The organism is Poriferisphaera corsica (genome assembly GCF_007747445.1).
GTDB lineage: Bacteria > Planctomycetota > Phycisphaerae > Phycisphaerales > Phycisphaeraceae > Poriferisphaera > Poriferisphaera corsica.
The window spans coordinates 2,701,985-2,713,546 of sequence record NZ_CP036425.1 but is presented as its reverse complement, the minus strand read 5'-3'; the positions used below and the strand labels follow the sequence as shown (position 1 = coordinate 2,713,546).

At 46.8% G+C, this 11,562-nt stretch carries 10 protein-coding genes; all 10 read right to left on the bottom strand.

Going from position 1 to position 11,562, the window contains the following annotated elements:
• Nucleotides 1–38 precede the first annotated feature (38 nt).
• The 10 genes from KS4_RS11165 to KS4_RS11120 all read right to left on the bottom strand — a co-directional run bounded on the left by KS4_RS11165 (nucleotide 39) and on the right by KS4_RS11120 (nucleotide 11,562).
• Nucleotides 39–1,595 carry a hypothetical protein gene (locus KS4_RS11165; protein WP_145077992.1) on the bottom strand — a complete coding sequence of 519 codons (1,557 nt, stop codon included), beginning with the start codon at nucleotides 1,593–1,595 and terminating at the stop codon, nucleotides 39–41.
• A 2-nt stretch (nucleotides 1,596–1,597) separates the two neighbouring features.
• Nucleotides 1,598–1,972, bottom strand: a complete 375-nt coding sequence (locus tag KS4_RS11160) for a hypothetical protein (RefSeq protein WP_145077990.1) — start codon at nucleotides 1,970–1,972, stop codon at nucleotides 1,598–1,600.
• Between the two features lie 2 nt (nucleotides 1,973–1,974).
• On the bottom strand, nucleotides 1,975–4,209 hold the full coding sequence (locus KS4_RS11155; protein WP_145077988.1) for a hypothetical protein: 2,235 nt from the start codon (nucleotides 4,207–4,209) through the stop codon (nucleotides 1,975–1,977).
• Between the two features lie 50 nt (nucleotides 4,210–4,259).
• Entirely contained in the window at nucleotides 4,260–5,114 is an 855-nt protein-coding gene (locus KS4_RS11150; protein ID WP_145077986.1) for a hypothetical protein, read from the bottom strand.
• An 11-nt stretch (nucleotides 5,115–5,125) separates the two neighbouring features.
• The gene (locus KS4_RS11145) at nucleotides 5,126–5,683 is read right to left on the bottom strand and encodes a hypothetical protein (RefSeq protein ID WP_145077984.1); all 558 of its coding nucleotides are present in this window, start codon (nucleotides 5,681–5,683) and stop codon (nucleotides 5,126–5,128) included.
• Between the two features lie 14 nt (nucleotides 5,684–5,697).
• Nucleotides 5,698–6,447, bottom strand: a complete 750-nt coding sequence (locus tag KS4_RS11140) for a hypothetical protein (RefSeq protein ID WP_145077981.1) — start codon at nucleotides 6,445–6,447, stop codon at nucleotides 5,698–5,700.
• 10 nt (nucleotides 6,448–6,457) lie between these two features.
• Nucleotides 6,458–7,144 carry a phage adaptor protein gene (locus KS4_RS11135; protein ID WP_145077979.1) on the bottom strand — a complete coding sequence of 229 codons (687 nt, stop codon included), beginning with the start codon at nucleotides 7,142–7,144 and terminating at the stop codon, nucleotides 6,458–6,460.
• A gap of 36 nt (nucleotides 7,145–7,180) precedes the next feature.
• The gene (locus tag KS4_RS11130; RefSeq protein WP_145077977.1) at nucleotides 7,181–8,317 is read right to left on the bottom strand and encodes a hypothetical protein; all 1,137 of its coding nucleotides are present in this window, start codon (nucleotides 8,315–8,317) and stop codon (nucleotides 7,181–7,183) included.
• 35 nt (nucleotides 8,318–8,352) lie between these two features.
• Nucleotides 8,353–9,315 carry a hypothetical protein gene (locus KS4_RS11125; protein WP_145077975.1) on the bottom strand — a complete coding sequence of 321 codons (963 nt, stop codon included), beginning with the start codon at nucleotides 9,313–9,315 and terminating at the stop codon, nucleotides 8,353–8,355.
• Between the two features lie 135 nt (nucleotides 9,316–9,450).
• Nucleotides 9,451–11,562 (bottom strand): hypothetical protein, encoded by a 2,112-nt coding sequence (locus tag KS4_RS11120; RefSeq protein ID WP_145077973.1) that lies wholly within the window; start codon nucleotides 11,560–11,562, stop codon nucleotides 9,451–9,453.

Here is an 11,562-nt window from a genome sequence, read left to right as displayed (position 1 = left end):
CTAATCAAAAGATAGATTAATGTTGAAAACAAGAATACCTACAATGTCCATCCGCCATAATGTTGTGCAATGCGGCCTATTAGTGCCCATCCATCATCATTAGGGACAATGCCGTTTTCACTTTCAACAAAGTGTTTACCAACTTCAATGTCGCCCATATCCGCAGCAAATCCAGCCCAGTATTGCCCAACACGCCGTTGTTCTTCTGGAGGCAATTGCGTAAATGATGTGATTGGATTGCCTTGTTCATCCGTGTACGCCCCGCCTACCTGATAGTCCGGACGAATGCTAATACGGCTTCCGTACTGGTCAGCGGCGTTATTGGGGAGCTTTGGCAGTGTAATTTTTTGTTTCTTGGGGGTGTATGAAATCGGCCCCTCAACCTTCATCTGCGGGGAGTGGACAGATTGCCTTTGCCCAGTAGGTATTGGGCTAATGTTTTCTGATCGTTGGGGTTGTTCGTTATAGGTGCGATTTTGGATTAATGATGCTATGAGCGGGTCATTATCAATAGTATCTTTTAAAGCCCCTACATGCTTTTGCTCATCAAGTTGTGCGTATCGCTGATCAAGGCGATCTTGCCTGCGATCAAAATATTCATTAGCTCTTCTAGTTTTTTGTTCTCTTGCAAATTGCTTACGCTGCCGATCTTCTTCAGCCTGACCGGATTCATGATATTCGTTTCGTCTCGCTGCAATCAGCTTTTGATTTTCTGCATCCTGTTCAGGTGTTGTGCGAAGCAAGCCCCTTGCTTTTAAATTGGCAGCCCACTGTTCAGCTTCACTGATTCGAGCTTCTTTATCTGCTGACCATTCTTGTCGATCAGTTGAGAAATCACCCGTAGTTGGATAGATGCCTTGCTTCTCATTTTCGTTACGGTAGTACTTCGTTAATGCGTGCGCTGCTGGAGTGTTACTATAATCCACATTTACACCCATTTTTTGTAACTGCTGGGTAGTAAGTGGAGATATATCCTTTGCAGCGACTGCGTCACCTCTATCTATTTGACTGGACAATGAAAGACGGTCAAGCGTGTTGTCAATCTCACGATTTCGAGCAATTGAATCATCATCTAATAGTCGAATGCCTAATGATAACGCTTCCTGCCCTTCAGGCGTGTATTTGGTTTGGATATTGGTTGCGTCCCGTTTTATTGGTGTTATCGAGGCTTTGTTTTCAGTACTTTGGACGTGGGGCGTTGCTGATATTATTGGATTTGGCTTGCCGACTGGTTGAGCTGTTGCAGTCTCAGGTTTAGTGGTTTTGGGCTTGTTCTTTTTATTGTTTACATTTGATTCATGCAATCCAACGCGAGGATCTATACTATTCTCATCAGGTAGCCCACCACCTTTGATTGGTGTGGATGCTTTTGTGTTTTGGTTGTATGGAAGGATCACCTTATCGACTGCTGCTTTAATGTCTTGGCTTTGTGTTGTTTTTGACAATGGTGAAATAAGCGAATCTAGATCAGTGGCTTCTCCTAATTCGAGTTTCTGCCTTTTCTTCTTTTTTCGTTTAACAGGGTTTAATCCGAAAGAATTTTTATAGCCCTTGTTTCTCAATGCCATTGCTTCAAGCTGATCTATTTTGCTCATGCCTATCGCCCTTCTTTTCTGGCTGGATACGCCATCATGAAGCGATCCAATTTGTTTTCTATTCTGTCCGTTCGCTGACTGTTGCTCGATACGCCCTGCTTGACTTCAGCTAAGATCACATAAATCTCTGCGAGCTTTTCAGTCTTTGTGTCTAACCGCATATTGCTTTCGCTTAAGGCTTTAACCGCTTTCTCTAACTCCGTGCGATCTGCTTTAGTGTCTTGGAGTAACCTGATATCTTCAGAGTTTTCTAAAACTCGCTCTGCTTGTGAAATATCACGCCCACCCAAGGTGTAGAAGAATCCGCAAAACCCAATAATTGCGGCCAACCACGGGAGCCATTTGTTATGAAGTACCATTTTTGCCGTGTCAGTCATGCTTAGCCTTCCCATCTGCTCTTGTGCGGGAACCGTGTTTTGAGATATTTTTCTACCGTGCCACCGAATTGACTTGCAACATGGTTCAGAACACAAGCGTCCTCAGCTTGTGACTGCAGTTCACCTATTGATATTTCACTTCTAACGCGGCATTGCTTCCTGTCAGCGAATGGTTTGCCGGAAGGGTAAAGATTGTGATAGATGATCTGTGGTGTGAGTTGCCCATTAATGAACTGATACGTCTTGTTCAATTCGCGCAGCTTGTCCGCGTCGTACACTGTGGGAAGGTGTCCCGTGTAGTCGTACGCTCTGGTGCGCGTTTCGAGCAGCTTCACAAGTGATCGCTGGCGGAGCTGCTGCCACTTGCCGTTATTGTTTTCAGTGATACGTGATACCGAGCTTGTGCTGTATCGCCCAGAAGCTTTAGCGTGTTTGAGATAGCTGAGCGGCGTGTGGTTGACGAAGTAAAAATCGTCATTCATCCATAGAAACTGTTTGCCCTGCATGAATCGCATACCGGCAAACAAGATCGCCTTATAGAACATGTCGCAGAACGAGCCAGACCGCTTCTCAACATGGATGTGATTGATCGCCCCAAACTGCCCACCCGGTATACCGGGATCATCGCCGACAACATAGATTTCGACATCGCCCTCGATGTTTTCAAGAGATCGGATGGAATACCGCAGCTCACGATTACCGAATTCACCGCGCACGTAGGGATAAAAGACGATCAGTGGTTCGGGCTTGGGCGGTGTGACTACGGCCTGTACAGCTTCAACAGAAGGTGCCCACTTGTTTTCAGGGCATCTTTGTGAGAATCGTACACACCCGCATGAAGATGTAACCGCATCACACTTCACCCCTTTGCTATCATCTTGATAGCCTAAAAAGTTTTCACATGCCTCACAGATTGCATTGTTGGCGGGGTTGCTGGCAAGAACAGTTAATGACGGCATATTAGCCGCTTGTGATGATGAACTACTACCGCCCTCATCCTGTGCGCATTTATCATTGTTATCAACACTGACAGTTAGAGTGCTTTTATGCGGGCCATCTACAGGGTCGTTAAATTCTAAATAATAATGACCACTTTCACACTCACAGTTTTCTGCTTTCAGCGAACTCCCATTGATCGAAAATGCACCTGAACCATAAGTTACGACTACATTCTTTTCTATCCCATCACTCCACCCGTCTTCTCCAAGTGTCTTAAAGGTGCCTTTGCCTTTCCATGACCCACAACTCACATACTCTAATCCCGAAAATTCTAACCGCTCTCCCTCTGATACCAACTCAGAGATACCTTCCTGATATCCGCTAACAGTTGAATCAGGATGAAAGTAACAATCGCCAGTTTTACAGCATCCATGACAATCGTTACAGCTATCGTATTTACTGACCGTTGTCCAAGGTATCAGCGCTCCTGGAGGGTTATCTGTATGCCCAGAAGGCACAAAGCATTCACCGTTGATTTCGAATACTTGGGGTTGATATGCGGAAATATCGAGCCACCAGTCAGCCGCATCGCCAGTTAAGCAGCTAGCAAACTGCATGTACTCAGCGTCATTGCTAGATGATGATGAGGGGCCGCTGCCGCTACCATTCCCATCTGAGCTGCTGCTACTACCCCCGCCGCCTCCACCGCCTGCTCCATCGCCATTATCGGGAATGCCGTCAAGATTTTCAGCAAAGATATGCCAGATGCCTTGGTTAACAATTCGGATGACAAAATCGTTGGTACAGGTCACGTTTGTGATCGCCATCGAAAAGTTGTAATCACAAATATCCGCGATTTCCTTGATTGACGCGCCGTCTGGAATGATCAATGTGCCGTTTTGGTTTTTCTGGAACCGCTGATCGTGTGACTTTGGGCTGAACCAGACAATTGACTCAGCTTCAAGATCAATGAAATGTAGCGTGCCAGATTCGTTTCCTTCCAGAGCAATATCGTTTGACGTGGATCCTGTTATGAGAGATGAAAAATTGTGATTTACAATTTCTCGCCAGTTTGAGTTTTGGTATGGTTTTAACCCTTTGATGATAGGCTTTAAAACCGAAGGCGATGGATTCGGTTCAGAATCAATTCTCTTTTCGACAAACAGCGAACCCTGGTTACCCGAATCAATGTATACATCTCCCTCGCCTTCGATCCATATCAAGCACCGCCTGAAACTTTGACGGAGATAGCTTGTGACCCGGCTGTCTGTCACGAAAAAGGCTTGCCGAGGGAACATGGCTATATCGTTGGGTAGAGATTTTGTTCCGTTATTTGTCATAGGCTTAGTTAAGGTGATGGAAGTGCGTCTTTACCGATCGTGCTGCCGCTACCGGTGTTGTTGGTTTTACTTGTGGGGGGGCCAGAGCCTAGGTGGGTTATGAATTTACCTGCAAATTCACTAGAATCTTCTGGTGGTATGTCCTCTGTTTCAGTAGTTCCATCTAGTTCAATTGTTGTTTTTTTTGTTCCCCACCCAGCTTCGCAATAGTGGAACAAATAGACATGAGGAAATTGCATTGTGCCGTTGATGTGTGGTATTGGATCAAGCACTTCGTGATCAACATACTCGAGTGTATATGGTTCGCATGGTAGGTTGTTGAAGTAAACCTTATCGCTATTAAAAGAGTTTATTGGTAGGTCTGGCTTTGTAGGCTCGTTAAGTATTGTAATAACCGGCAATCTAGAGATCGTATACCGTTTTACCTTAAAGCTTCCAATCACTTTTATTACTGGATCGCCGCCTGGATTAGTTGGGTCTTCGGATTCTTCTTTCTTATCTTCAAAATGTTTGAACGAACGCTTCCCAATCGACAATCTGGGGCACGCAAGAAACGGGTCGTATGGCATGTTCGAGCCACGACCATACGCATAGATCAGCTTGACGATTGCTTTCGAGCTGGTGAATGGTTTGATATGAACCGCATTAATCGGCACATCATGGATATCGCTTTGAATGCGATCAAAAACATCATTAGCACCTGTTTCCAAAAGCCAATCTGCTGCAGCCTGAGACACCCCCTCGTTACCTGACAAGCTCAGACCAGTCACCAGACCGCCCACGTCGAAACGGCTTCGTCGTAAATCCTGCACGCCGTAGTAGGCGCGGGTCGTTGCGTGGATATGTCTTTTTAAAGTTGCCATATCATCCTTTGTTATTCGACATTGAGGTTTTCCAGTTGCTCAACCATCTGTTCAGGAAGCTGCTGAAGGTATTCGACGATAGATGCAATATCTTCACGCATTTCATCAACAGCCTTCTTCAGATCGCCGCTATCTGATTCGCTCTGATGACCCGCCTGATTGTCATTAGCCTGCTCAACCTCTTGTTCGTCTCTCCCGTCGTGTACAACTTGTCCTTTAAGAACGCTGCTTTGATTCTTAAACTTATCGCTCTGGTTATTGAACTTGTCGCTTTGATTGCGAAACCTGCCGTTCTTCTTTTTCTTCTTTTCATCGCCTTCAGAGGCAACAGAGGTTTCGTCCTCATCATCCTCGCCATTCTCGCGTTCTTCGAGGTTGTCCAGCAAACGGCCCGCTAACCCCGCTCGGTCGCTTGACTGGCTCAGAAGTTCCTCAACCATCTCAAGGATCTGGTCAAGCTTTTGATTTTCCTGTTCCCGCTCTTCATCTTGTGGATCTGCTGTAGGCGCAGGATCAGGTGCGTACGGGTCATTTTTCACACGACGTTCTTTTGCGAATCGATCTTTCATGTAATCACTCATGCTCAAACATCCGCAAAAGTAACAAGGCCGTTAAACATGCCCCGCATATCGATTTGTGTGGGGGTCTGGTTTTCGTAGTCAATGTCCACAGACATCTGCGGCACGATGACATCGCCGGTCATCTTACGCCCGTTGTCTGTGCGTATGTCGGCGGCGAAGGTCTGATAGGCGGTTTCGTTGCTGCCAAACGGCGTGTTGCCGGTAAAGGTAATATTGCCGTTGAGAATGAAGTTGCATGTCACACGTACTCCGCCGCCTTTGACCCGGTTGATCTGTTTACGCCTGACGGCGAAGATTGCATTGCCCTTAATTGAGATACCGTTACTGAAGGGGATTGTGAGGTTGTTGACTTTAATACTGCCGGGTTCGATCGGCCTGTCTGTCTGCTTTTGGTAGGCGGTCATGGCCCCCGTGAATGTTGGGTTGCCGGGTGAGAATGTTGAGGTGTTTTCGTTCTCGGTATCCCCGCTGGTCGGAGTTGTCGGGAATGAACGTGAGAGCCTGACCCTGCCAACTCTTGAGAACGGCGAGTTTGCAACAGCGACGTTAACGGGTTTGGGGTAATTCTCGTCATCGACAAAAACACCGGACACGCCAACGTGATACGTGGTACGCCCCGTTTCGTATGAAACGGTGTTACCAACTGAAACAGGCACGGTGGGGGTGACCGCTTGAACGAATCCAAGTAGTTCGTTGATCACCGGATTATTGCTGATATCAAGTTGCCCGTTTTGTATAAGTGAATCGCTCATGTATCAATCCTTAAATTGCAGTGCCAGCAAAAGCGGTGAATGAAACCCGATTAACTTTCGAAGCAATTTTGTATTTGTACTGGGTATAAATAGCCCAATCTTCGCTAGTTTTCGCTCCAGTTTGCCCACGGGTTAATGCCGCCTTACACCCATGCCATAAAGCCGCATCGATGAAGCGATCCGGTATGTTGAGTTCGATTGTTTCCGGTGTATTTGTATCTACCGCGAAGGCTGTTAAAGGCGGGGAGTAAACCACTGAGAAATCATAGTTATCATCAGATACGGGGAATATCATCCCTTTGTCTGGCGTTTCAAAGGCAATCTTGGTTGGTTCGCCGACTTTATCCGGATGGTTTTTATAATCACCGAGGATTTCGGACACGCCAACCTGCGTAATATAGGGCTGCTTGCCAATACGGATACCGTCCATGCTTTCGATGTTAAAATCTGGCAGCGATGCAAGAATATCTAAAACGTCATCACCACTGGATACAGAGACAACACCAACTTTGCGGGCGCATTTGGTGTCGTTAATAAAGTCTTGGAGGACGTATCGGATTGCTCGGTTGAGTTTTTCTTTGGGATAGCTCTCACCACTCCAAAGAACGGAATCTGTCAACGTCTGTTGAGCCTCAAGTAGATTCATAGGCTTTAATCCTTCTTTGTAAACGGGGAAACGGCTTGAGCGATCGCCCAAGCCGTTTCCCCTATTGAGAGGAGGAGGTTGACGGTTTTAGATTGTGAGGCCGGTGTACTTAAGCTGGGCCCACGGCCGCGCACATGAGAGACGTGTGACGGAGTGTATTTGTGTCCAACGATAGTATCCGCCACCCTCTTCGTTGAGCCATTTACGCTGCCACGGTTCAAGTTGGAAGTTAGCGTCGTCTTGGACTTCAAACATCCAGTCGTCCAGATTGAGACAACACATTTCCCCTGTCTTACAGCCGGAATCATAGGTTATAAACTTGTTGCCAACTTGAATAACAGGGTACTTGAATCCATCAACAGCGAAATCAGGAACACCAATACTTTCGCGGTAAATGCTTGCACGTTTGTTGGCTTCTTCTGCAAGAGGCTCGTATAAATCTGCGCTTACAAGACAAAGGCCAACACCTCCTTCGGTGTACTGATTCATACCGTAAACGGTATCTGCTTTACGCGCGAGATTAAGACGAATTTTTGTATCAGGTAATCTACCTGCGGCGGTTTCAGCGGCGACGTCAACCACTTTCGCTTGTAATTGTGTATATGTGTTACGGTCTTTGCCTGCGTAATAACGATAGCCTGACTCATCGCCTTGTCCATCTGAAAGCGTATGACGCAATCCAAGGTAGCTATTCCAAACTTCAGCATCTTGCTGTTCAGTGGTCAGGGTGCCTTCGTGAAGGTCAGTGTTATCCTGCTTAATATGCTCATTCATTCCCATCTGGACGACTTCTTCGGCGATCGCAGCAAAGTTTGCCATGTTGCCAGATTTGCGGGCCATGCGAAGCGAGTGTTCACGTATCTTTAATGGTGTCCATTTTTCCGACCAACGAATTTCGCCAGTTTCAACGAGATCTTCAGCATACTTGGTTGCCGTGGGCGTTGTCTCGCCATTATATGAACCGGCTGTTGGCGGATCAGGAACATCTTTTTGGAAGCGGATCTCTACGCCTTTTGAACCCGCAAGTTTTTTACGCTGAGCGCTACCCATATCCTTGCGCCCAAAAACAACGGATTCGTTGGGTTTGCCTAGCTTAAGCAATTCCTTCTTGTCTTCGCCAACAATAAAATATCGAAGAGGCGATCTAGTAATATAGCTAGTATGAAGCTTACGAATAACGTAACGACCAATGTAGGCATCAATTGCCGAATATCCCAAACTCATTTGAGACACCTTTCATCATGAAAGATGCCAACGCATCACAACAAGCCATCATTCCCGAATTCAATTTGCGCTTCACGCAGCAATTCGTCGTCTGACATTTCGTCAAAATTGTTTTTGTTAGCTTGTCGTGTACTCTTGGCACCTTTGGTTCTTGTACTTTTGGTGCCTTCAGTGGTTTTCGATTTAGGTTTGGATTTAGACTCGTTTTTCTTCGCCGCAGCCTCAGCCTGTTTGGTCAATTGACGCAAGTAGGTTCGGGCAATAGCGCCGAGTTCTTCGGGCGATCCGTTAGGCTCTTCTTTATTCGCAAGTTCTTTCGCCTTTGACCACAGCTCTTGACCACCTTTACTTCCAACAGAAGGGTGTTGTTTGGCATATTCTTGCCAGTGCTGCTGAACGGCTTTTTCCTGCTTGACTTGATCGACGGTGCTGCGCGTCTCGTCATTGAGCGACTTGACACGATCAAGCAATCCCTGTTGAAACTCCCGGTTTTCTTGCGCAAGACCTTGCTGAATGATTGCAAGGGCTTCCGCCTGTGCTTCTGGCCGTGGCACGCCGTCTTCATCGACGAACTTGATTTGGCTCAGATCCGCCACAGAGGCGGGCGTTTCAGTATCTGGTGTGGATTGCGTATCAGTGACGGGTGATTCGGCAGGCGCTGATTGGCGATTTGCCAATGATTCAACAAGTTTGGTCAGCTTATCCATACCTTTTTCGAGATTTGCATTACGCATCTGCACTTTTTGAATCTGTTTGCCTAAGTCAGTATCGCGTAAATCGGAATCACCACTATCATCTTGATCGTCGCTGTCATTCTCTGCAATTTCAACGTCATCATCTTCGGTATCTTCAGGTTCGCTGGAATCATCAAGCTCATCGCCAGAATCATCCTCGTCATTGTGAAGTCCGTCGATTTCTTCATCGAAACTCAGAGCATCAAAGTCAAATTCACTATCTTCGGTTTCTTGCGAAATCTCCTGATTATTGAGATCTTCCATAAATCCAATCCTTATCATTTGCTAGGTTTGCTGCGTCCCCGACCGTTTTCAGCGGCTATCGAAGTAGCTGGCTGTGTCACGGGTAGCGAGCCTTAGACCGGCCCACGAAGGACAATTTGTGCGCATACAACGCACTTACGCCTGAGCAGGAACACCCTGCGCAGGGCTTTGATTAAAAGGAAGCGCCATCTGTTGCGTTTCCGCAGCACTGGCTTCTTGTTGTTCTTTAAACCGCCGTTCGATCTTCTCCGCATTTCTGCCTGTTTCCTCGAGCGCGGTAACACGATCGATTAGCCCTGCACCAAAATCGAAGCGTGCTTTTTCCGCACGAGCTATTTTTGATGCGCCCTTACCAGCTTGAAGTTCAACGGATATATCGTATTTGAGTGACTTGGCACCACGTCTGATCGCGTCCATCACAACAGGCGGGTATTCATCACCCATCTGATCCCAGATGTGCGGCGGCATAAACTTAACCATCGCATCAATAATCAAACGACCAAGGCGGCGTATAGTGAATTCCGTTTGGAAAGCTTTGTATTTGATAGGCCCACGCGCAACCGTACCCAAATTTTCAGTTAGCTTTGCGGATGCATTGTTGGTGGGGGCTTGTCCTTGCAGAACATCGACATTGCCTGAAAGCTCGCTGTGCAGTTCTACCAATTTAAAGAAGAAGTTCAGAAGATCAGCGGGAAGTTGATCACGCTCAAGCTTGAGGATTGGTGTTGTACCGTTTTGTCCGACAAAACGATCCCAAACGTTGGATGGTATGCCGTTGATGCGACCCGGCCTTGACATCACACCCTTGTCACCGGCCATCTTCTGCAAGTGATCGAGCAATTCGTCCGGCATGATCGTTTCTGGATACTGTGAGTAATGAGCAATCGTGATAATGATTGTGCCAAGACGGTTGATGTATTCTGAAAGGTCTTGAGTGCGAAGCGGTTCGCCCATGCCGTATGGGCAGTATGGTATGGGCCAGCTAACTGACCATCCCCAAGGAATGTCGCTGTAAGGGCAGGGACTGTCACTGACAACTTCGTCAATCTCGGCAATGATTTCGAGCTGACGAATACCATTTAACACAGGCCAATCTTTATCACCGTATTCAATTTCGCTTGTTTCAACGATCTCGCCACTATCATTTCGCTCCGTCACTAGCTCGTAGCCATCAGTTTCAATAAGTGTCGTACCGATTTTCTTTGCACTGCGTTCAATGATGTTAAATTGCGATCCGCCGACTTCGTCCTCTGGCAGAGGGTATTGGTGATCGCGTAGCCATGCGCGGCGAATTGTGACCATATCTCGCTTGAAATCTACCGAGCTATAGCCCATAGCGCTCGCAGTGCCGTGTTCATCTGAAGACCGTGAAGACCGCGTGAATTTTCCGTTGTCAGCCGCCTTCTTAATCTGATCCTTGTACTTAGGATATTGCTTGATTGCGGTTTCAATCGGGACATATTGATCGAAAATAACATAAGCAGCATCTTCGATTTTTGTACAAGTTGGGTCGATATGTACGTCCAACACGTTCGCATTAAACAACTTGACACTGTTGGATTCTTCATCGTACTCAATACCGATTGGGCAATGACCAAAGATGTTCTTGTACAAATCGTGTTCGGCTAGATGGAAATCACCGATTGCGCGATCCCACATGATGTTAAATCGCTGCTGGATTTGCTTGGCTAGGAAAACGTCAGAAACTTCGATCAGATCCTCTGGTTCAAGTGAGGCTGGCATCGCCATATTGCTACCTGATACCCAAGGCTCGGTCAGTGGTTCAATCGCTTCTAATTGGTTCTGTGATAGGGGTGCTGAGGAGTTGAGTTGATCATCCGTAATCGATTCATCAAGAATCAATTCATTTCTTTCGATGTGTTTGGTGATGATTCTTGCAGCTTTTGGTGAGAGATAAACAGGAGAATCGCCGCTCTTGATCTCAACGGGTTCAACTGACGGGCGGTATGATTGGTCGGACTGAATAGCCGACATCGCCATGATCGCATTGCCCGTCATATTAAGGGTCATGCGATGGATACCTTCTCTCGCTTTGGTCGTCCACATATCGCCTAGAAATGCCCGCATATTGGCGGTGAATTGGTCGCCAATTGTGGATTGCGGCGTAATCTGATCGCCCAGTTTGGAGCGAGATTCAGACACAAGATCCTTGACCATCATCGCGGTTTTGTGGCGCTTACGGCGTAGCTCATTCTCTTTTTCTTTTTTTGGATTGAAGCCAAACAT